This window comes from Paraburkholderia sp. RAU2J, from assembly GCF_003634845.1.
Classification (GTDB): Bacteria; Pseudomonadota; Gammaproteobacteria; order Burkholderiales; family Burkholderiaceae; genus Paraburkholderia; species Paraburkholderia fynbosensis.
Genome location: NZ_RBXG01000001.1, coordinates 1,252,745 through 1,273,519, shown reverse-complemented (window position 1 = coordinate 1,273,519; position 20,775 = coordinate 1,252,745). Strand labels below are relative to the sequence as shown.

At 63.0% G+C, this 20,775-nt stretch carries 17 protein-coding genes, 1 tRNA gene and 2 riboswitches; of the genes, 6 read left to right on the top strand and 12 right to left on the bottom strand.

Going from position 1 to position 20,775, the window contains the following annotated elements:
* Window positions 1-64: 64 nt before the first annotated feature.
* The 8 genes from B0G69_RS06010 to B0G69_RS05975 form a co-directional block, all read right to left on the bottom strand.
* Entirely contained in the window at window positions 65-1,783 is a 1,719-nt protein-coding gene (locus B0G69_RS06010; protein WP_121316069.1) for a thiamine pyrophosphate-binding protein, read from the bottom strand.
* 232 nt (window positions 1,784-2,015) lie between these two features.
* Window positions 2,016-3,404, bottom strand: a complete 1,389-nt coding sequence (locus B0G69_RS06005; RefSeq protein WP_121316068.1) for an L-serine ammonia-lyase — start codon at window positions 3,402-3,404, stop codon at window positions 2,016-2,018.
* A 27-nt stretch (window positions 3,405-3,431) separates the two neighbouring features.
* The gene (locus tag B0G69_RS06000) at window positions 3,432-4,562 is read right to left on the bottom strand and encodes an alginate lyase family protein (RefSeq protein ID WP_121316067.1); all 1,131 of its coding nucleotides are present in this window, start codon (window positions 4,560-4,562) and stop codon (window positions 3,432-3,434) included.
* 130 nt (window positions 4,563-4,692) lie between these two features.
* Window positions 4,693-7,629, bottom strand: coding sequence for an aminomethyl-transferring glycine dehydrogenase (gcvP, locus tag B0G69_RS05995; protein WP_121316066.1), 2,937 nt, complete (start codon window positions 7,627-7,629; stop codon window positions 4,693-4,695).
* An 83-nt stretch (window positions 7,630-7,712) separates the two neighbouring features.
* Window positions 7,713-8,093 (bottom strand): glycine cleavage system protein GcvH, encoded by a 381-nt coding sequence (gene gcvH, locus B0G69_RS05990; protein WP_121316065.1) that lies wholly within the window; start codon window positions 8,091-8,093, stop codon window positions 7,713-7,715.
* A gap of 64 nt (window positions 8,094-8,157) precedes the next feature.
* Window positions 8,158-9,276: a glycine cleavage system aminomethyltransferase GcvT gene (gcvT, locus tag B0G69_RS05985; protein WP_121316064.1), complete on the bottom strand. Its 1,119-nt coding sequence runs from the start codon at window positions 9,274-9,276 to the stop codon at window positions 8,158-8,160.
* Window positions 9,277-9,356: 80 nt separating this feature from the next.
* A riboswitch (glycine riboswitch) is annotated at window positions 9,357-9,511 on the bottom strand.
* Between the two features lie 33 nt (window positions 9,512-9,544).
* Window positions 9,545-9,646, bottom strand: a riboswitch (glycine riboswitch).
* Window positions 9,647-9,843: 197 nt separating this feature from the next.
* Complete coding sequence (locus B0G69_RS05980) at window positions 9,844-10,194, bottom strand: hypothetical protein (RefSeq protein WP_121316063.1); 351 nt, start codon at window positions 10,192-10,194, stop codon at window positions 9,844-9,846.
* A 193-nt stretch (window positions 10,195-10,387) separates the two neighbouring features.
* A complete protein-coding gene (locus B0G69_RS05975; RefSeq protein ID WP_121316062.1) occupies window positions 10,388-11,437 on the bottom strand; it encodes an oxidoreductase in 1,050 nt (349 codons plus the stop codon).
* 370 nt (window positions 11,438-11,807) lie between these two features.
* On the opposite strand from B0G69_RS05975, the gene B0G69_RS05970 reads away from it, so the two are divergent.
* The gene (locus B0G69_RS05970) at window positions 11,808-13,898 is read left to right on the top strand and encodes a UvrD-helicase domain-containing protein (RefSeq protein WP_121316061.1); all 2,091 of its coding nucleotides are present in this window, start codon (window positions 11,808-11,810) and stop codon (window positions 13,896-13,898) included.
* A 300-nt stretch (window positions 13,899-14,198) separates the two neighbouring features.
* Here B0G69_RS05970 and B0G69_RS05965 read toward each other — a convergent pair whose 3' ends face one another.
* Complete coding sequence (locus B0G69_RS05965; protein ID WP_121316060.1) at window positions 14,199-15,104, bottom strand: c-type cytochrome; 906 nt, start codon at window positions 15,102-15,104, stop codon at window positions 14,199-14,201.
* 275 nt (window positions 15,105-15,379) lie between these two features.
* Here B0G69_RS05965 and B0G69_RS05960 point away from each other — a divergent pair.
* The 4 genes from B0G69_RS05960 (at window position 15,380) to B0G69_RS05945 (ending at window position 18,442) form a co-directional block, all read left to right on the top strand.
* Window positions 15,380-15,455, top strand: a tRNA-Arg gene (locus tag B0G69_RS05960).
* Between the two features lie 72 nt (window positions 15,456-15,527).
* Complete coding sequence (locus B0G69_RS05955; protein WP_121316059.1) at window positions 15,528-16,520, top strand: site-specific integrase; 993 nt, start codon at window positions 15,528-15,530, stop codon at window positions 16,518-16,520.
* Window positions 16,513-17,694, top strand: coding sequence for a site-specific DNA-methyltransferase (locus B0G69_RS05950; RefSeq protein WP_199731145.1), 1,182 nt, complete (start codon window positions 16,513-16,515; stop codon window positions 17,692-17,694). Before B0G69_RS05955 ends, B0G69_RS05950 begins: the two co-directional genes overlap by 8 nt.
* Window positions 17,695-17,719: 25 nt before the next feature.
* A complete protein-coding gene (locus B0G69_RS05945; protein ID WP_121316057.1) occupies window positions 17,720-18,442 on the top strand; it encodes a hypothetical protein in 723 nt (240 codons plus the stop codon).
* A gap of 128 nt (window positions 18,443-18,570) precedes the next feature.
* Here B0G69_RS05945 and B0G69_RS40575 read toward each other — a convergent pair whose 3' ends face one another.
* Window positions 18,571-18,870: a hypothetical protein gene (locus B0G69_RS40575; RefSeq protein WP_147440699.1), complete on the bottom strand. Its 300-nt coding sequence runs from the start codon at window positions 18,868-18,870 to the stop codon at window positions 18,571-18,573.
* A 208-nt stretch (window positions 18,871-19,078) separates the two neighbouring features.
* On the opposite strand from B0G69_RS40575, the gene B0G69_RS05940 reads away from it, so the two are divergent.
* Window positions 19,079-19,600: a hypothetical protein gene (locus tag B0G69_RS05940; RefSeq protein ID WP_121316056.1), complete on the top strand. Its 522-nt coding sequence runs from the start codon at window positions 19,079-19,081 to the stop codon at window positions 19,598-19,600.
* Between the two features lie 222 nt (window positions 19,601-19,822).
* Here the strand turns inward: B0G69_RS05940 and B0G69_RS05935 are convergent, their stop codons facing one another.
* Together B0G69_RS05935 and B0G69_RS05930 are read right to left on the bottom strand one after the other, a co-directional pair.
* Window positions 19,823-20,125 carry a hypothetical protein gene (locus tag B0G69_RS05935; RefSeq protein ID WP_121316055.1) on the bottom strand — a complete coding sequence of 101 codons (303 nt, stop codon included), beginning with the start codon at window positions 20,123-20,125 and terminating at the stop codon, window positions 19,823-19,825.
* 38 nt (window positions 20,126-20,163) lie between these two features.
* Window positions 20,164-20,775, bottom strand: a complete 612-nt coding sequence (locus B0G69_RS05930) for a hypothetical protein (RefSeq protein WP_121316054.1) — start codon at window positions 20,773-20,775, stop codon at window positions 20,164-20,166.

Below are 20,775 nucleotides of genomic sequence, written 5' to 3'. Positions count from 1 at the left end.
ACCCCGCTTCGGCGGGGTTTTCTTATGGAGTAGTTGTTTCGAACTGCTCTGCACACTAGTCCGCCTACTCCCCACGCATCTTCCTCCCCTGCTCGCGAATCTGCTCCAACGTCGCGCCCGGCGTGCTCGCTTCCTGCGGCATGCGAATCTCGATCACCGCCGCGCGCTGCGCATTCATGGCGCGTTGCAAGGCCGGCAGAAAATCCTCGGTCCGCTCCACCGTCTCGCCATGCGCGCCGAACGACCGCGCGAACGCCGCGAAGTCCGGATTCGTGAGCCCCGTGCCATGCACGCGGTTCGGATAATGCCGCTCCTGGTGCATCCGGATCGTGCCGAAGTGGCCGTTGTTCACGACGATGAACAGCACGTGAAGGTCATACTGCATGGCCGTCGCGAGTTCCTGCGCGGCCATCATGAAGCAGCCGTCGCCGGCGAGCGCAACGACCGCGCGCTGCGGATACAGCGACTTCGCCGCGATTGCCGCGGGCACGCCGTAGCCCATCGCGCCACTCGTCGGCGCGAGTTGCGAGCGGTAGTGCCGATATGAAAAGTGCCGGTGCAGCCACGTCGCGTAATTGCCCGCGCCGTTTGTGAGGATCGCGTCGGCGGGCAGATGCGCGCGCAGTTGCTGGATCACTTCGCCCATTTGCACGTCGCCGGGAATCGGGCGCGGCTTGCGCCACTCGAGATAGGCGCGATGCGCATCCTCGGCCGCGCCGGCCCACGCCGGCTGGCCGGACGCTGGCTGCAACGCCGCCAGCGCCGCAGCCAGTTCAGGCATGCCGGACACGATCGGCAGATCCGCGACATACACACGCCCCAACTCTTCCGCGCCCTGATGCACGTGCACGAGCGTCTGCTTCGTCTTCGGAATGTCGAGCAGCGTGTAGCCGTTCGTTGTCGCTTCGCCCATGCGCGGACCAAGCACGAGCAACACGTCGGCATCGCGGATACGCTGCGCCAGCGCCGGATTGATGCCGAGGCCGACGTCGCCCGCGTAGTTCGGATGCTCGTTGTCGAGCGTGTCCTGAAAGCGGAACGCGAGGCCGACCGGCAGTTGCCAGTTCTCGACGAAGCGCCGCAAGTCTGCGCATGCGGCCAGCGTCCAGCCGCTGCCGCCCGCGATCACCATAGGCCGCTGCGCGCCTTCGAGCAACTCACGCAGCTTGTCGATCTGTGCGGCCGAGGGCGACGCCGCCACGCGTTGATAAGCCGGCACGCCGGCCACGGCATCGCATGCATCGCTCAGCACGTCTTCCGGCAACGACAGCACGACGGGCCCCGGCCGCCCGGAGGTCGCTGTGTGAAACGCGTGGCTCAGATATTCGGGAATACGTTTCGGGTCGTCGATTTGCGCGACCCACTTCGCCATCTGGCCGAACATGCGCCGATAGTCGATTTCCTGAAATGCCTCGCGGTCGAGATGCTCGCGTGCGCATTGACCGATCAGCAGGATCATCGGTGTGGAATCCTGAAACGCGGTATGCACGCCAATTGACGCGTGCGTCGCGCCCGGCCCGCGCGTGACGAGCGCGACGCCGGGGCGGCCGGTCAGTTTACCGACCGCTTCCGCCATGTTCGCCGCGGCGGCTTCGTGGCGGCACACAATGGTCTGGATGCGCCCGGTCTCGTCGTGCAGCGAATCGAGCACAGCGAGAAAACTTTCGCCGGGAACGCAGAAAACGCGTTCGACGCCATGCGTAAGCAGAGCATCGACGACGAGACGCGCACCGGTCGTGCGAGCAAGGTTGGAATCTGAAACGAGAGCGTTCGGCTGCGACATTGCGAAGAAGCCTCCAGGCAGTACGTGAGTGCGGTCGGATAGTGCCGCATCGACCCACGTGAGGTGCCGGCCGATGGGCGCTTCGACAGCTTACGCCGAGCGCGCGTGCGCTGTCATGGCGCAGCGCAACTGTCCCGTCCGACGAAGCGCGAACCTGAAGCGAAGGCCGTGAGCACGTAAATGAAAAACGCGGGCCTTGGCCCGCGTCGTCATGTGCAATGAATGAGTGTGATCAACACTCGACGATATTCACCGCCAGCCCGCCCCGCGAGGTTTCCTTGTACTTGGTCTTCATATCCGCGCCGGTTTCGCGCATGGTCTTGATCACGGAATCGAGCGATACGTAGTGGCTGCCGTCGCCGCGCAACGCCATACGCGCCGCGTTGACCGCTTTCACCGACGCCATCGCATTGCGTTCGATGCACGGAATCTGCACCATCCCGCCGACCGGATCGCAGGTCAGTCCAAGGTTATGTTCCATGCCGATTTCCGCGGCGTTCTCGACCTGCTTCGGTGTGCCGCCCATCACGGCGGCAAGCGCGCCCGCGGCCATCGAGCAGGCCACGCCCACCTCGCCCTGGCAGCCCACTTCCGCGCCGGAAATCGACGCGTTCAGCTTGTACAGAATGCCGATGGCCGCCGCCGTCATCAGGAAGTCGATCACGCCTTGCTGGTTCGAGCCCGGCATGAAGCGGGTGTAGTAATGCAGCACGGCCGGAATGATGCCGGCGGCGCCGTTGGTCGGTGCGGTGACGACGCGCCCGCCCGCGGCGTTTTCTTCGTTGACCGCGATCGCATAGAGATTGATCCAGTCGATCATCGACAACGGATCACGCAGCGCGAGTTCAGGATTGCCGGACAGCGCGCGATACAACTGCGGCGCGCGACGCTTCACCTGGAAGGGCCCGGGCAAGTTGCCATCGGCGTCGGGGTTGTTGATGCCGCAGCCACGCGCGACGCACGATTGCATCACGTCCCAGATTTTCAGCAAGCCGGCGCGCGTCTCTTCCTCGGTATGCCAGACGCGCTCGTTGTCCCACATCAACTGAGCGATGCTCTTGCCGGTCGATGCGCACAGCGCGAGCAATTCATTGCCGGTGCGAAACGAGTGCGGCAATTGATCGACGGCGCTCAGCACCTTCGTGTTCGGCGCGCCGGCTGTCACCACGAAACCGCCGCCCACCGACAGATAGGTCGACTCGCGCAGCGTCTCGCCCTGCGCATCGAACGCGCGTAGCTTCAGCCCGTTCGGATGCTCGGCCAACGCCTGGCGATAAAACGAAATGTGATCCTTCTGCACGAATGGCACGTCGTGCGTGCCGAGCAGCGGCAGCTTGCGCGACACCCGCACCGCTTCGAGCCGTTGCGCGATCGTGTCCGGGTCGACGGTGTCGGGCGCGTCGCCCATCAGGCCGAGCATCACGCCGCGATCCGTGCCGTGGCCCTTGCCGGTCGCGCCGAGCGATCCGTACAGATCCACCTTCACCGATGCGGTCGCGTCCAGCAGTCCGTCGCGTTCGAGCCCTTGAACGAACATCAGCGCCGCGCGCATTGGCCCAACCGTGTGCGAGCTGGACGGACCAATGCCGATTTTGAAGAGATCGAACACGCTGACTGCCATTGACTGCTCCCTGCTGATAAGTAGATATTAGCGCGCCGGCAGCGGCAAACACACGGCGAGCCACGCGGGCGGCGTCGGTGCGAGCTGTAGCGCGATTGGCGTAAAGCGTCCGTCGAGACGCGCGGCCAGGTGAAACAGTTCCGTCGCGTTCTTCGGGTCCCATGGACCCGAGTAGCCAGGCAAGCCGGCCTCGCGACGTTTTGCATCGAACGGGACGCTCGAATGCACGAATTCTTCATGCGTCTGACTGCCGGACGCGAACGGCGCCAGCCAGTTGAGCGCGGCTAGCAACGTGGCGCCGTTGGCGCCCTTCTCCTGCAGCCAGTTGCGGTTGTGGCGGCGCGCGGCCAGCGCGGCCATCACGAGCGGCTGCAGATCGTAGGTGACATAGCGCAGTGCGTCGCGCTCGCTGAAGTCGATGGTCGAGCCGTCCGGCGCGATGTTGTCGCCGATATGCTCGACGAACAGACGCTGCGCCGCATTGATCATCTTGCGGTTGTCGAGCGTGAACGCGGCCATCGCGATCAGCTTGATCCGGTGGCTCTGCCAATTGTTGCGGAAGGTGCCCTTCAGCGGCCGCGGTTGGGCGTCGATCTGCGCGATGTAGCCGTTCGCGAGCTTCGTCAGGAACGTCATTGCCGCGTTGCGCGTCTTCACGGGCAACGCGCTCGCGGTCATGTCGTAGGCGAGGATCAGCCCTTCGAAATGGGTTTCGTCGATCGGATTGAAACTCGGCTGATAGGTCGTGACCCACGCGTACAGCAGGCGGTCGACGAGCTTCAGAAAACGGTCGTCGCTGGTCGCGCGCCAGGCAAGCGCGGCGTCGCGCAGCAGATCGAGATCCTTCTCCGCTTCGACACTCTGATCGTAGATGCCCTCGTGCGGCAGCGTGCCCTCGGTATGCAGCTTCGCGAGCGCATGCGGCTGCTCGTTCAGATGCGTTTGCACGTTGCTCACGAGTGCCTTCACGCCGGGATCGGCGTTGGTGCGCTCGCTGGTTTGCAACGCGGGCGCCGCACAGAAATTCATTGCGGCCTGCGCTTGCCGCAGCGGCAGCAGCGCGGCCGCGCCAGCGAGCACCAAGACACACATTTGCCGCCACGGACGGGCTCGCGTTGCTGCGGCCCGGCTTTGCATCGATCGCACCTTTCGCGCCATGCGAAACTCCTCGTTAGGCTGATTCGGTGTGTGATGTTAGCCGTTTGCGGCCACGAGCGACAGAAGCCCGGGCGGAACCGCGCGCACCGCCCTGCCGCCCGTCCGGACAGCGGGCGGCGCGCAACGCCGCTTACTCGTAGTCGGCGATCGGCACGCAGGAGCAGAACAGATTGCGGTCGCCGTACACGTTGTCCGCACGGCCGACCGGCGGCCAGTACTTCTTCGCGATCAACGTGGGCAGCGGATACGCGGCGGTTTCGCGTGCATACGCATGCTTCCAGTCGTCGGCGATCACCACGGCGGCGGTGTGCGGCGCGTGCTTCAGCGGATTGTCCTCGCGATCCGAGCGGCCTTCTTCGACCGCGCGAATTTCGTTGCGGATCGCGATCATCGCTTCGATGAAGCGGTCGAGTTCTTCCTTCGATTCCGATTCGGTCGGCTCGACCATCAACGTACCCGGCACCGGGAAGCTCATCGTCGGCGCGTGGAAGCCGTAGTCGGCGAGGCGCTTGGCGACGTCGTCCACGGTGATGCCGCTGGTTTCCTTCAACGGACGCAGATCGAGAATGCACTCGTGCGCGACCAGACCGCCCGGGCCCGAATACAGCACCGGATAGTGCGCCGCGAGTTTGTTCGCGACGTAGTTCGCGTTGAGGATCGCGGTTTCGGTGGCCGCGGTCAGGTTCTTCGCGCCCATCATCGCGATGTACATCCACGAGATCGGCAGGATCGACGCGGAGCCGTACGGCGCGCCCGATACCGCGCCGATACCGTTCGGCGCGCGTTCATAGCCCGACGAGATCTGGTTCGGCAGGAACTGCGCGAGGTGCGCGCCGACCGCGACCGGACCGACGCCCGGTCCGCCGCCGCCGTGCGGAATGCAGAAGGTCTTGTGCAGGTTCAGGTGCGAGACGTCGCCGCCGAACTGGCCCGGCGCGCACAGACCGACCATCGCGTTCATGTTCGCGCCGTCCACGTAAACCTGGCCGCCGTGCGCATGCACGATCTCGCAGATTTCGCGCACGTTCGCCTCGAACACGCCGTGCGTGGACGGGTACGTGATCATGATCGCCGCGAGCTTGTCGGCGTGTTGCGCGGCCTTCTTCTTCAGGTCTTCGATATCGACGTTGCCTTGCGCGTCGCAGGCGACCACCACGACCTGCATGCCGGCCATCTGCGCCGACGCCGGGTTCGTGCCGTGCGCCGAAGCGGGAATCAGACAGACGTTGCGATGCGCTTCGCCGCGCGACGCGTGATACGCGTGGATGATCAGCAGGCCGGCGTACTCGCCTTGCGAGCCGGCATTCGGTTGCAGCGAAACCGCGGCATAGCCGGTTGCGGCGACCAGCATTTCCTCGAGCTGATCGATCATTTCGCGGTAGCCGACGGTTTGCTCTGCCGGCGCGAACGGATGGATCTGGCCGAACTCGGGCCACGTGACCGGCAGCATTTCCGAGGTCGCGTTCAGCTTCATCGTGCATGAGCCGAGCGGGATCATCGAGCGGTCGAGCGCGAGGTCCTTGTCCGACAGACTGCGCAGATAGCGCAGCATTTCCGTTTCCGAATGATGACGGTTGAACACGTGGTGCGTGAGGTAAGCACTGGTGCGCTCCAGCGCAGGCGGCACCGACGCGGTGTTCGACGCGGCCATTGCGGCGTCGAGTGCATCGACTTGCGGCACGTCGCTTGCGAACGCCGCTTGCGCGAAGACCGCGAGCAGATCGGCGAGATCGTGGCGCGTCGTGGTTTCGTCGATCGACAGGCCGACTTGCGTGGCGCTCACGCGGCGCAGGTTGATGCGCCGGGCGGTTGCCGCGTCGAGCAGCGCTTGCGTGCGCGCGCCGGTGTCGAACGTGAGCGTGTCGAAGAAGGTCTCGTTGACGAGCGTGTAGCCGAGTTGCTTCGCGCCTTCGGCGAGCAGCGCGGCGATGCGGTTCACGCGCAGCGCGATGGTCTTCAGACCGTGCGGGCCGTGATAGACCGCGTACATGCTGGCCATGATCGCGAGCAGCGCTTGCGCGGTACACACGTTCGAGGTGGCCTTCTCGCGGCGGATATGTTGTTCGCGCGTTTGCAGCGCGAGACGCAGTGCGGGATTGCCTTGCGCATCGACAGTCACGCCGACCAGACGCCCCGGCATCTGCCGCTTGAATTCGTCGCGCACCGCGAGATAGGCGGCATGCGGGCCGCCGAAGCCAACCGGCACGCCGAAGCGCTGCGTATTGCCGACGGCCACGTCCGCGCCCCATTCGCCGGGCGGCGTAAGCACGGTCAGCGCGAGCAGGTCGGCGGCGACCACCACGTGGCCGCCCGCTGCGTGGATCGCTTCGGTCAGCGCGCGGTAGTCGCGCACGTCGCCGTTCACGCCGGGGTATTGCAGCAGCACGCCGAACGCGTTCGAGTTCGCGGCTTCAGCGGCGGGTCCGACTTTCACTTCGATGCCGACCGGCGTCGCGCGCGTCTTCACCACTTCGATGGTTTGCGGCAGCACGTCGTCGGCGACGAAGAACACGTTCGACTTCGGCTTGCCGACGCGTTGCAGCAGCGTCATCGCTTCGGCGGCGGCGGTGGCCTCGTCGAGCAGCGATGCGTTCGAGATCGCGAGACCGGTCAGGTCGACGATCATCTGCTGGAAGTTCAACAGCGCTTCCAGACGGCCTTGCGAAATTTCCGGCTGATACGGCGTGTACGCGGTGTACCACGCCGGATTTTCCAGCACGTTGCGCAGGATCACCGTCGGGGTGTGCGCGTTGTAATAGCCCTGCCCGATATACGAGCGGAACACCTGGTTCTTGTCCGCGAGTTCGCGCAGCGCGGCGAGCGCTTCGGCCTCGCTCTTCGGTTGCGCGAAGGGACCGAGCGGCAGCGCTTCGGTGCGGCGGATCGTCTTCGGAATCACGGCGTCGATCAGCGCGGCGCGCGAGGCGAAGCCGAGGGCTTCGAGCATCGCTTGCTGGTCGGCGGAATCCGGGCCGATATGCCGTTCTGCGAAGGCGTCATGCACTTCGAGCGCGGCGAGCGAGAGAGGAGTGCGGTTCATCAGACGATCCGGGTGTTCGAGCTTCATGGGTGTTCCTGGCGGTGCGGCTATCCCTGTGCTTCGAGAGGGACGCGCCGCACCTGGCGGGTTAAACGTAAAGGTGAAGCAGATCAGGCGCCGATCGACTTCGTGTACGCGTCGGCGTCGATCAGGCGATCTTGCGTCGCGTCGGCGGCCGGCTTGATCTTGAAGAGCCAGCTTTCGTACGGCGTGCTGTTGACCGAGTCGGGCGAGTCGGCCACGGCCGAGTTCGCTTCGATGATCTCGCCCGAGACCGGCGCGTAGATGTCGGAAGCGGCCTTCACCGATTCGATCACGGCGACGGTGTCGCCTGCGGTCACGGTCTTGCCCAGTTGCTGGACTTCGAAGAAGACGATGTCGCCGAGCGCTTCCTGCGCGTGGTCGGTGATGCCGACCGTCAGCGTGCCGTCCGCTTCGGTGCGGACCCATTCGTGCGATTCGGTGTATTTGAGGTCGGCCGGGATGCTCATCGGATGCTCCTGTGCGGTGTGATTCGGTATTGGCTTAAAAAAGAGGGGACGTGCGCGCGGCTGCCTAAACGGCCAGCACCTTGCCATTGCGCACGAATGGCAGTTTTACCACGCTCGCGGGAACGGCCTTGTCTCGAATCTGGACGTGAACGGTGTCGCCCGGCTGCACGCCCTTGGGCACGCGCGCGAAGGCGATCGATTCCTGCATCGTCGGGGAAAAAGTGCCGCTGGTGATTTCGCCTTCGCCCTGCGGCGTGAGGACTTTCTGGTGCGCGCGCAGCACACCCGCGGCCTTGCCGTTTTCCTTCAGCAGGATCAGCCCGACGAATGCGGCCTTCGAGCCGTCGGCTTCGAGCTTGCCCTTGCCGACGAACTCGCGCGGCGAGGTCAGATCGACGGTCCACGCGAGGCCGGCGTCGAGCGGCGAGACGCTGTCGTCCATGTCCTGGCCGTACAGGTTCATGCCGGCTTCAAGGCGCAGCGTGTCGCGCGCGCCGAGGCCGGCCGGGCGCACGCCTTGCGCGTGCAGCGCGTTCCACAGCGCCGCTACGTGGTCCGCCGGCACGATGATTTCGAAACCGTCTTCGCCGGTGTAGCCGGTGCGTGCGACGGTCAGTTCGCCAAACGGCGTGCCTTCGACGCGTGCCGCGTTGAACGGCTTCAGAGCTTCGGTGGCGGCGCGCGCGGTGGGCACCGTTTGCCAGACTTTCTCGCGCGCGTTCGGGCCTTGCACGGCGACGATCGCGAAGTCGCGGCGCGGCGTGATGGTCAGGCCGAAGCCGCCGTCGGCGTTGAGCTGGCCGAACCAGGCGATGTCTTTGTCGGCGGTGCCGGCGTTGACGACCACGCGGAAGTGGTCTTCGCCGAAGTAATAGACGATCAGATCGTCGATCACGCCGCCGTTCGGGTTCAGCAGACAGGAATAGAGCGCGCGGCCGGGCGTTTGCAGCTTGCCGACGTTGTTGGCCAGCGCGTATTCGAAGAAGGCGCGCACGCGCTCGCCGGTGAAGTCGACCACGCACATGTGCGAGACGTCGAACATGCCGGCGTCGGTGCGCACGGCGCGGTGTTCGTCAATCTGCGAGCCGTAGTTGACAGGCATGTCCCAGCCGCCGAAATCGACCATGCGGGCATTGAGCGCACGATGGGTGGCGTTGAGCGGGGTGTGTTTGAGTTCGGTCATGGGGCCTCGGGCATCTCGCGAAACAGAAAAGGCCATGCGGCGCGACGCCTCGCAGCAAGGTGCCTGCGAGCGTGGTTCTGCATGACCCCTCTGTCCTCGATACCTGAGAGATTGCGCGACCGTGAACGTTGCTTCGTCACGGTGACACGCGCGCCCCTTCGGTGGGCAGCCTGCCTGAATCTGCATGATGTTGCCAAAACGCAGACGGCTACTGCCGCTCTCCAGAGTGCGAAAAACCGCTGCCTTGAGCTTGCTTTGGCGAGGGTTTTTCGACGCGGTCGGTCCTTTTGCCTGAGAGTTTGCGGGTGTGCCCCTTCGGCGGCGCGGCCTGCGATATTCGGCGGCCAGCGCGCTCTCCCGACGCGTGCGGCGAATGTACGCGACGGCCGGGGGCTTGTCAAATAAAGGCTGGCGGCCTATAGGGAGGCGGCTGCGGCACGCGCGGGCGAAAAAAAAGCGCGGGCCGGCTTGCCCGCGCTGGGCTGCGTAACGGTGCTGCTTCGACGGGTGCTGCTTCGACGGGTGCTGCTTCGACGGGTGGTGCTTCGATGACCGAACCGGAGCCGCTTACTCGCCGATCGCGTGAGCCGCGTTGTCCAGCTCCTGATTCAGCACGCGCTGTTCGTCGGCGGTGAGGCCGCCGCCATGTTGCGCGGCCATGTCGTGCGCTTCCTGGCGGATCACGTCCAGCCGATGATGCAGGGATGCGCCTTGCGGCGGCGGGTAGTCGCCCTGATTCACCCGTTTGTCGATGCGGCGGCCGAGATTGTCGATCCGGCCTTCGACCTGACGCAGACGCTGATCCGCGATCTGCTGCTGGGTGGGGTGTGGCGCCGGCGCGGGCGGCGGAGTCACCACACAGGCGGCGAGAGAACTGAGCAGGGCGCCTGCTGCAATGGCGCGGGTGATACGAGGCATAGACTCTCCGGAAGTCGTTGTCGTGGGGATGCTACTCAGGTAGCAACGAATGAGCGCGGCCGCGCGCTGACCGGCGAGCGGGCAGAGTTGTAACGTTATGTTCCTTTCGGAGGTGTCGGGTTTCTGCCCGCGCGAGCCCGGCGGCTCGTGCAGTTTTAGGTACACAAGGCGTCGTGCCGCGCGCTCGAGCGGCTCAGAGAATGCGCGCGAACGGCAAGCGCACACCTTCTTCCGAGCTGCGCGCGGCAAGCTCGATGATGGTCATCACGTCGACAGCATCCTGAGCCGTGACAGGGAATGCAATGCCGTTCTGGATGGCGTCCGCCACCGCGATATAGAACCCGGCGTAGTCCCCATTGCGGGTCGGCACTTCGCGCTCGACTTCCTGATCGCCTTCCAGCACGCGCAGCAAGCCCGTGGTATTGCCGGCGCCGAACCCTTCGTCGCCGGGCCGCAGGCCTGCTTTCAGCTGGTCTTCCTGCGTGTCGAGGCCGTGTTTCACATAGCTGCCGCGCGTGCCGTGGACTGCAAAGCGCGGCGCGGCCAACGCGGTCAGCGCGCTCGCGTGCAGCACCACCTCGAACTCGCCGTAGCCGAGCTGAATGTGTACGTAGTCCGGCGCGCTCGCCTGGTCGCGATGCGTGCGCACCGTCGCCGAGACCGTCTGCGGAGCGCCGAACAGCGCCAATGCCTGGTCGATCAGATGCGGCCCGAGATCGAACAGCAAGCCGCCGCCGCGCGACACCTCTTCACGCCAGCGTTGTCGCACGCCCGGCCGGAAGCGATCGAAGTGCGATTCGAACTGCGTGACGCGCCCCAGTTCCACGCGGGCGAGCAGATCGCGCACGGTCAGAAAATCGCCGTCCCAGCGACGGTTGTGGAACGGCATGAACAGCTTGCCCCGCGCGAGCGCGATGTTGGCCAGCGTGTGGGCGTCGGCGGCGCTCAGCGTGACCGGCTTGTCGACCACCACGTGCTTGCCGGCTTCCAGGGTGCGGCGCGCGAGGTCGAAGTGCGTGTCGTTGGGTGTGGCGATGACGACGCAGTCGATGTCGTCGAGCGCCAGCAGCGCATCGAGGTCGGCCACGACTTTCGCGTGCGGATAGTCGGCCTGCGCGCGTTCGGGCTGGCTCGTCGCGATGGCGGCGACGCTCGCGCGTCCGCAATGCGCGATTACCGGCGCATGAAAGGTCGCGCCAGCAAAACCGTAACCCATCAATCCAATGTTTAGCGATCCGGGCATGCGTGTCTTCCTGCAAAAACGGCGCGCCGCTTTGCCACCGCGGCGACGGCGCGCAACACCGTAATTGTGGCATGACCTGGAGGCGGACCCTCAGCATCGTCGCGGTGATTCGGCGGGGACCGCTTGGGGCCGGCCCGGGTGTCGGTCACGGCTAGCCGCCGGGGTGTCCGGCGCGGCGTCCATCGCAGGCATCCGTGTTAACATCGCTCCTCTCGCGCGAAATCGCGCCGGACCGGAACACCCTCGCACCCTGCGGGCGCCCGTTCCAGCCGACGCGGCCGCGCAGCATGCCCCCGGGCCTCCAGCCGGCGATTTTCACGCCGACGTGCCCTCGACCACCGCTCTTAACCGCATCACCCATCCACAGACGATGTCCGCAGGCCTGAACCCCGCTCAAAATGAAGCGGTCCGTTATCTCGACGGTCCGTGTCTCGTGCTCGCCGGCGCAGGCAGCGGCAAAACGCGCGTGATCACGCAGAAAATCGCCCACCTGATCGAAGCCAAAGGCTTCGAGCCGCGCCACATCGCCGCCGTCACGTTCACGAACAAGGCCGCGGCCGAAATGCGCGAGCGCGTCGGCAAGCTACTCGAAGGCAAGACGCTCACGACGCCCGGCAAGGAAGGCCGCAAGGTGCCCGTCAATCAGTTGACGGTGTGTACGTTCCACTCGCTCGGCGTGCAGATTCTGCGGCAGGAGGCGGAACACGTCGGACTGAAGCCGCAGTTCTCGATCATGGATTCGGACGACTGCTTCGGCATGATTCAGGAGCAGGTGGGCTCGACGGACAAGGGCTTCATCCGCAAGATCCAGTCGATCATCTCGCTGTGGAAGAACGGCCTGATCATGCCCGAGCAGGCGATTGCGATCGCCGCGAACGAAGACGAGCATCAGGCCGCGATCGTCTACCGCAACTACGTGGCGACGCTGCACGCGTATCAGGCGGTCGATTTCGACGATCTGATCCGCCTGCCCGCCGAACTGTTCGCGAAGAACGAGCAGGTGCGCGAGCGTTGGCAGAACAAGCTGCGCTATTTGCTGATCGACGAGTACCAGGACACCAACGCGTGCCAGTACGAACTCGTGAAGCTCCTCGCGGGCAAGCGCGCGGCGTTCACGGCGGTCGGCGACGACGACCAGGCGATCTACGGCTGGCGCGGCGCGACGCTCGAAAATCTCGGCCAGCTCAGCAAGGATTTTCCGAAGCTGCATCTGATCAAGCTGGAACAGAATTACCGCTCGACGGTGCGCATTCTGACCGCTGCGAACAACGTGATCGCGAACAATCCGAAGCTGTTCGAAAAGAAGCTGTGGTCCGAGCACGGCATGGGCGACACGATCACCGTCACGGGTTGCAACGACGAAGAGCATGAGGCCGAGTCCGTGGTGTTCCGGCTGTCCGCGCACAAGTTCGAGCGGCGCGCGAATTTCCGCGATTACGCGATCCTGTATCGCGGCAATTTCCAGGCGCGCATCTTCGAACAGGTGCTGCGTCGCGAGCGGATTCCGTATGTGCTGTCCGGCGGGCAGTCGTTCTTCGATAAGGCCGAGATCAAGGACATCTGCGCGTATCTGCGTCTGATCGCCAACGCGAACGACGACCCCGCGTTCATCCGCGCGATCACCACGCCGCGCCGCGGCGTCGGCAATACGACGCTCGAAGCGCTCGGCTCGTTCGCAGGCCAGGCGAAGGTCTCGCTGTTCGAGGCGGTGTACATGGGCGGCATCGAGGCGCGTCTGTCGCCGCGCCAGATCGAACCGATGCGCGTGTTCTGCGACTTCATGCAGCGCCTCACCGATCGCGCCGAGAAAGACGCGGCCGGCACGCTGCTCGACGAACTGATGGACGCGATCCACTACGAAGCGTATCTGTACGATGCATTCGACGAACGTCAGGCGCAGGCCAAATGGCAGAACGTGTTGGAGTTCATGGAGTGGCTCAAGCGCAAAGGCACCAAGGCCGAGCCCGAGAGCGCCGCCAACAGTGAGGCGACCGGTTACGACACCGCCGACGGTTTCGGCGACACCGGCAAGAATCTGCTGGGCCTGATCCAGACCGTCGCGCTGATGTCGATGCTCGAAGGCCGCGAGGAAGATCCGGATGCAGTGCGGCTTTCGACCGTGCACGCGTCGAAGGGGCTGGAGTATCCGCACGTGTTTCTGGTAGGCGTCGAGGAAGGCATCATGCCGCATCGCGGCGGCCCCGACGACGAACCGATCGACGACGCGCGCATCGAGGAAGAGCGCCGGCTGATGTACGTCGCGATCACGCGGGCGCAGCGCAGTTTGCATCTGAACTGGTGCAAGAAGCGCAAGCGCGCACGAGAGACGGTGGTGTGCGAGCCGTCGCGCTTCATCCCCGAAATGCTGCTCGACGATGCGCCGCCGCCGACGCCGGAAGAAGCGCCGATGTCGCCGAAAGACCGGCTCGCGAGTTTGAAGGCGTTGTTGCAGAAGCCTTGAGCAAGTGGGGTGGACGCCCGGTGCCGGTGCCTGTCTCAAGCGCTTGTTCCGGGCACGCTGCGGGTTGCTCTGTTTGCGTCGTTTGTCAGTCCGCTCGTTCGTTGGCGAGACACCGCGCGCCGCGATGAGCCTTTGTCTAGGACGCATTGCATTCAGTCGTGCCGCGTGCGCCCCCGGACGCGCACCATCGGGCCTGACGCATAAACGCATCGCGCATAAAAAAATCCCTGCATCGCGTCACCGCATGCAGGGATTTTCCTTTCGCGCGCCAAGCACACGCAGCGCGTTCTGTCGAAAGCCTTACTTCACCGCGCTGACCATGTAGTCGACGGCGGCCTTCACGTCGGCATCCGACGCACTCGACCCGCCCTTCGGCGGCATCGCGCCCTTGCCGTGCAGCGCGTAGTTGTAGACCGTGTCCATCGGCTCTTTCAGGCGCGGCGCCCAGGCTTGCTTGTCGCCGAATTTCGGTGCGTTCAGCACGCCCGCCGCGTGACACGCCTGACAGACCTGCTGATACAACGCCTTGCCGGCTTGCGACGCGTCCGCGCTTTGGGCAGCACCGGCTGCCGGCGCTGCGGCTTGCGGGACACTTGCCATCGCGGCCATGGCTGCGGCGGCTTGTGCCTGAGCCGCACCCGCGTCCGAAGCGCCCGCCGGCGCGGCCGCCGCGGCCGCACCGGAGGCCGCCGCCGCACCGGAGGCCGGCTGCGCCGGTTCTGGGAAGCTCGCGCCGGAGTTGTTCGCCATGTAGGCCACCGCGCGGGCGATTTCGAAGTCGCTGTAGTCGTCCGGGCTGGTGCCGCCGCGCGGGGGCATCGCGCCCTTGCCCGCGAGCGCCGTGTGCCAGAGCGTGTCGAAGCCCTGCGCGATGCGCGGCGCCCAGTCGGCGGTATTGGTGAATTTCGGCGCGCCTGCCGTGCCCGACGCGTGACATGCGGAGCAAACGGCCTTGTAGACCTCTTCGCCGCTCTTGTAGACGCGCGGCGCGTTGGCATCGCGAATTTCGACCTGGGCTAGTGGCTTGATGCGGGCGGTGACTTCGGCTTCGGAGAGAGAGTCGGTGCCGGCGCCGGTGCGTGTCGAATTATCGACATAAAACGCCAGCAGAACGATGATGACGATCGGTACGGCAAACGCGGCGATGATCGCGGCGACAAGTTGCGCTGGGGTTTTGATCGGGGCTCCGTGGGGTGCTTCGCTCATGCTTGTCTCGTCTCCGTGGGTATGTGAGCGGTACAGCGTGACGGCAACTTCTTGTTCTATATCAGCCACGGACGATTATAGACGCAAGATTTCGGCTGCGGCGAGGGCGGCGGCGGAGTGTTCAGCAGGCGTTTACCCGGAGCGCGCGGGAGTTGCCGAAAGGCGCCTAATCCTGCCATATCGGCCGTCCGGTGGACGGTGTGGCCGAAACCGGGTATCCTTGCGGTCTCGCTTTGGCGCCGCATCCGTTCTGGTTGCCGCGCTGTCGTGTTGAAGCGCCCGTAGCTCAATGGATAGAGTACTGCCCTCCGAAGGCAGGGGTTGCTGGTTCGATCCCAGCCGGGCGCACCAAGTGATTTCAAGCACTTAGGTTATCTCTCGCGTTGCTCTTCGCGTCCAAGGGACTCGAAAAGGGACGCAGCAATGGCTACATTCTCAAAACGCGTGATCGCTTCCGGCGAAGTCACGTATCAGGCAAAGTGCCGCCGCAGTGATTTTCCCACCCTAACGAAGACCTTCCGAAGCCTCGCGGATGCCAAGAAGTGGGCTCGCGGTATCGAACGTTCCTGGGACACAGGCGAGGGTCAGGCGACCCAGCCGCAGGCCGATACGACACTTGGCGATCTGTTGAAGCGCTACCGGGAAGAGGTCACGCCCACGCTCCGCAGCGGCGATCTGGACGCGCACCGAATCACCCTCTGGCTCAAGGAACCGTTCACGAAAGTTCGCGTTGCCGATCTGACGCCTTCCGTATTCGCGACCTATCGCGATGAGCGGTTGAAGAAGGTTTCTGCCGGAACGGTCCTGCGCGAACTCAACATTATTCGAGCCGCGCTGAACCGGGCGAAGATCGAATGGGGCGTTGCCGTTCCTGAGTGCCGTATCACGCGGCCTCGTGCACCGGCTCCGCGCGACAGGCGACTCAAACCGGGCGAACTCGAAAAGCTGCTGGAAGGCTGCAAGCAATCGCGCATCATCCATTTAGCGCCCGCCATCATCCTCGCGGTGGAGACTGCTGCGCGCCAAGGCGAACTGCTGGCGCTGACTTGGAAGAACGTCGATCTGGAGCAGCGCACCGCGCGATTCCCGGTAACGAAGAACGGGCACCCACGAACAATCCCGCTATCGAGCCGCGCGGTGGCGGTGCTGAGCGGACTGGAGCGCAAGGGAGACCGGGTGCTTTGGGCGTTCGGCAAAGACCGGTGCAGCCTTAAGCACGCGTTTGTCCGGTTGCGCGAACGGGTCAAGATCGACGGATTACGGTTTCATGACCTTCGCCGGGAGGGCGTGTCGCGCATGTTGGAGCGGGGCTTGAATATCGTGGAAGTCTCGCAGGTCAGCGGGCACCGCACGTTGTCTATGATCCAGCGGTACGCCGCGCCGCGCGCTGAGGATATTGCGAAGAAGCTTGGATAAGGCATACGCACAAGGCCGCTCAGCATTGGGCGGCCTCTTTCCAGATCAGGGCGAAACCCTGTTAATTTCTACAGTACTTCCTTCGGTCCCGCGTGTAAAATCGCTCAAGCGCCAAACGGGCCGCTCTGCCTTGCAACGGCGCAGATACGCGGTGACGATGCGGTTCCAAAATAAGCTCTTATCAAAGGCATCAGAAATGAAACGAGAGGATCTCGACGCGTATGACTTCTTGAACGATATACCGACGAGCGACAATACCTCTGAAAGCCTTGCGAAGCTCCGCGAAATTAATCTGACCCTTCGGTCTGTGCCTTGGCCCTCTCCATTTGACGAGACGCGGCATGGGACTCATCTAGGAGACGCGCGCGACCTGTCTTGGATTCCGGACGGGTCTGTTCATCTAGTCGTTACCTCGCCGCCCTACTGGACGCTGAAGGATTATCGTGACCATCCCTCTCAGATGGGACACATCGAAGACTACGAGGAGTTTCTAAAGCAGCTTGACCTGTGCTGGGCTGAGTGCGCTCGCGTGCTAGCTCCGGGCGGACGAATCTGCTGTGTGGTCGGAGACGTTTGTTTGCCGCGTAAGAAAGCTGGCCGCCACTACGTTATGCCGCTGCATTCGGACATTCAGGTTCGGGCGCGCAAGTTCGGCTTAGATTCCTTGTCTCCAATCTACTGGAACAAGATCGCCAACGGGGTGACAGAAGCCGCTGGGAACGGAGCAGGGTTTTATGGTAAGCCGTACCAGCCGGGTGCAATCGTTAAGAATGACGTTGAGTTCATTCTCTTCATGCGTAAAGGGGGCACCTACCGTACGCCATCGCTGCTACAAAAGGCGCTCTCGATGCTGACAAAGGACGAGATGCAGGCGTGGTGGCAACCGATCTGGACGGATGTGCGAGGGGCTTCGACACGAAACGGTCACCCCGCGCCTTATCCTGTCGAACTGGCTGAGCGGTTGATTCGCATGTTCTCGTTTGCAGGTGATGTGGTGCTCGATCCGTTCGCGGGCACCTGCTCGACCGCGATTGCGGCGTATAAGTCGGGGCGGCATTCGATCTCCAACGAAATTGATCCGGAATACCTGCGTATCGGAACGGAAAAGTTGCAGACCGCGCTGAATCGTCCTATGCTGACGGGCGCCTCAAGGGGCACTTTGATAAGCATGTGAACGATTTGATTTAAAACCACGATAAATGGCGACCGCTCCGAGTTATAAGCTTCTCGATTCATTCCGCTCCCTATTCGAAAACAACGAATATCGCCATCGTGACTCGACTCGCGGTGATTTCGTCGCGTCATTTCTCGTGGAAGACCTCTATGCGCTTGGTCGCTCCGCGAAGCTCATTAGCAATATCGACAGTGGTCGTAGCGTAGCGAACTCCACGAACAAGACCACTGGCAGACCGCATCGCCGAGGTGATGGTTTTTTTGGCGCAGCGGTTCCTGGTATCGACCCGGAAACGAGAGATTTATACGCAGTTAGGTTTGGAAAGATCGCGGATGCTGAAGTCGGGACGGAGACAAAAGTCCTCGCTAAAGCGATGATCAAGCAGTTGGACCGTGTCGGCTCGGACATGCTGAATCAAGCGGCCGAGTTTCGAAGGGGCGGCAACAATCCTATCTGCGTTGGTGTCATTGGCGTGAACTATGCGTCGATTTACCGCAGTCTAGAAGGCGAGAGAGAGTTTTCAACGACAGGCGTTGGCGGATACAAACATCCTGCTCAAGAGGCTCAGGCCGCCGAGCAAAGACTCGTTGCCCGCGTTTCGTCCTCTTTCGATGAGCTGATTGTCCTAAGATTCATCGCCACCAATATCGCGCCATTCAAGTTTAGCTGGGTGGACCCCGTGGCAACCGCGCATGAATACGGCGCGACGCTTGTGCGAATTTCACGCTATTACGAGCAGCGCTTCTAAGCGTTCTGTCTGGGAAAGCGTTGCGGCAGAGCGAGCGCAACCGCCTTTGGAAGGCGAGGCCGCAACTGGAGGATCAAGGTTTGCGCCCTGCCGCGCGTGTAAAGGGACGCGAGCGGGACGCGCGGTGCTCACGCTGCCCGTTTTGCGACTGTCGGCTTTGTGACCCGCTGTTCTTCGGCCATTCGCCTTTCAATCCAAGCTAAAAACTGCAACTCTCCCTTCTTCGACAAGCGTTCCCGAATTCCGCCGCACATCTGGGTGCAAAGTGGCAGAAGGTCAAAATCATCAAGAAATTCAGACAATCCACGCAGTGAGCCCCAAGCTCTTGCAGCTACCTCCCGATCCTTGCGTTTTGTCAGTCCAATATCCGCTACATGGCGAAGGCACGATTGGGTAATTTGATCTTTCGTCATCAACGGTTTATTCACGTCACTTCTCCTGTTTGGTTACGCAGCAAGATCGCTGCACAGGACGCATTTGACGAAACTCCAATGAACACTGCAATACGCTGCAACGCAAATAAATCGCGTGAGTTGTTCACTAAAGTATGCTTGATGCTAACGCTTGACCCTCATCACTTCGGGTCGTTCCGAGCTACCGTAAGTGGGTGTTGAAATGAGTTCAGTAGCGACAGCCGTGAATATCACGCTGGGCGTCGTGAATGTTGTGCTTGTGGCCGTCAATGTGTACATGCTGGTGCGCTCGCAGCGCGTTTCACTGCAGGTCGTGCCGACTATTCCACTTGAAGGCTCGACGGCCGACCCGGACACGTATGAGATACGCATTCAAGTGGTCAACCTGAGCCAGTTTCCTGTGTACGTGAGCGAGGTTGGTGTTAAGCCAAGAGACTCAAACGATGCCACCATCAAGTTCGTCGCACCGGACGGTCTGACTTTTCCGTTTGAGTTGAAGTCGCGCGAATCTGTGCGCCTACTCCCTGCAAGGGATGATGACATGCGAGTTTCGGCTGGACGGTTTCGTTACGCGTATGCGAAAACGGCATGCGGTCGGACGAGAACCGGCACGAGTCCGTCATTGCAGCAGCAGGAATTCAACGTGTTCGAAGCCACTGGCGCGACTGCTGACGATCTTGAGAAACTGCGCAGGCGTCACAAGTGGGATCGGATCGAGAGCAAATTGGATGCGATGCGTTGGTAATGCGGTGGGTTGGCAGTGCGGGCGGCGCTACTCGATGGGCGGTTACAGCCGCGCCACGTGTGTAAAACGGTGTTCGGCTAGGGCGCTGCCAAGGCGGGAAGGATACGAGATGGGCGGGGCGCCACAACGGGCTAGAGCCAGCGTTTAGCACAACCGCCCCTATAAGGCGGTCGCAGGCGCTGGGCGCTTGGGATCAGCACCTAGCGGGACGCGGGTAGGACGTTACTCAGTAGGAGCGGCGGACGACTCAGCCACGACCGGTTCAGCTTCAGCCACGACCAGTTCGGCCTCTGCAACGGTCGATCGATCCACAAGAGCAGCTTGCGCCGAAGTATCGCGATACTCCATCAAACGATCCTGCTCTGCTCCAGCCGCTGCGGCCAGTCGGCTTGCTTCCGAGTGATCGACCGGGTGCGCGCCGTTAGTCGGGCCTTGGTAGCCGCGCATCTTCATCGTGTCCATCTCGCCCGGTACGGCGTGGCAGACCTTGGTTGCCGGGATGGTGTTCTCTACGTTGGTGTTCATTGCTATGTACTCCTATGGTTAGTGAAAGAATGTTTTGCCTATGTGTGCAACTTGTGCTTTTCCAAGAACGCTTCGGCTTCAGGTGAACCCGGTTCCGGGTGGCGGTGATTGAACTCTTGCATAACGACGACTCGCAGCACGAGCCGCAGTGCAGACACATCGTCTGCATTCAAGCTTCTTACCCATTCCGTCCATCCGAACCAACCCGCAAACCACGCGCAGTAATAGCAGCCATCAGCGACCGTGACGAACTCACCTTGATCGTCCACGATGAGGAAAGATTCTTCAATCCGTTCGTCAAGCACTATGCACTTGTACAGAAAGCGGATGACCCAATCACCCCAGAACTCTCGCGCGCCGAACAGCTGATCGAACCAATGTGCGCTTGCGCCTCTTGTGGCGTGATAGATCGGGCTGAGAGGATTTGCCGGGTGGTTGCTGTAGTGCTTGTTCCAACCAACAGGATCGAACTGATCGACCAACCCGGTCTTGCAACGCTCGTTCTCTGGCAGGCCTGCTTCGTTGCCGTACATCGCGTAAAAGCCGTTCAACGAGTGCTCTGCATCGCGCCCCAACGCAGCGTATGCCGCACGGTTTGCGACACGTCTGCCGTGCTCCTTCAGGATGGTCTTGTACTCGTTGGCTTCCAT

Excerpts from the sequence above, each read along its gene's own strand:
- B0G69_RS05930 (WP_121316054.1), bottom strand. The coding sequence starts at position 20,775 with ATGGAAGCCAACGAGTACAAGACCATCCTGAAGGAGCACGGCAGACGT.
- B0G69_RS05975 (WP_121316062.1), bottom strand. The coding sequence starts at position 11,437 with ATGCCCGGATCGCTAAACATTGGATTGATGGGTTACGGTTTTGCTGGC.
- B0G69_RS05945 (WP_121316057.1), top strand. The coding sequence starts at position 17,720 with ATGGCGACCGCTCCGAGTTATAAGCTTCTCGATTCATTCCGCTCCCTA.
- B0G69_RS05935 (WP_121316055.1), bottom strand. The coding sequence starts at position 20,125 with ATGAACACCAACGTAGAGAACACCATCCCGGCAACCAAGGTCTGCCAC.
- gcvT (WP_121316064.1), bottom strand. The coding sequence starts at position 9,276 with ATGACCGAACTCAAACACACCCCGCTCAACGCCACCCATCGTGCGCTC.
- B0G69_RS06005 (WP_121316068.1), bottom strand. The coding sequence starts at position 3,404 with ATGGCAGTCAGCGTGTTCGATCTCTTCAAAATCGGCATTGGTCCGTCC.
- B0G69_RS05970 (WP_121316061.1), top strand. The coding sequence starts at position 11,808 with ATGTCCGCAGGCCTGAACCCCGCTCAAAATGAAGCGGTCCGTTATCTC.
- gcvH (WP_121316065.1), bottom strand. The coding sequence starts at position 8,093 with ATGAGCATCCCGGCCGACCTCAAATACACCGAATCGCACGAATGGGTC.
- B0G69_RS05965 (WP_121316060.1), bottom strand. The coding sequence starts at position 15,104 with ATGAGCGAAGCACCCCACGGAGCCCCGATCAAAACCCCAGCGCAACTT.
- B0G69_RS06000 (WP_121316067.1), bottom strand. The coding sequence starts at position 4,562 with ATGGCGCGAAAGGTGCGATCGATGCAAAGCCGGGCCGCAGCAACGCGA.
- gcvP (WP_121316066.1), bottom strand. The coding sequence starts at position 7,629 with ATGAAGCTCGAACACCCGGATCGTCTGATGAACCGCACTCCTCTCTCG.
- B0G69_RS06010 (WP_121316069.1), bottom strand. The coding sequence starts at position 1,783 with ATGTCGCAGCCGAACGCTCTCGTTTCAGATTCCAACCTTGCTCGCACG.
- B0G69_RS05980 (WP_121316063.1), bottom strand. The coding sequence starts at position 10,194 with ATGCCTCGTATCACCCGCGCCATTGCAGCAGGCGCCCTGCTCAGTTCT.
- B0G69_RS05955 (WP_121316059.1), top strand. The coding sequence starts at position 15,528 with ATGGCTACATTCTCAAAACGCGTGATCGCTTCCGGCGAAGTCACGTAT.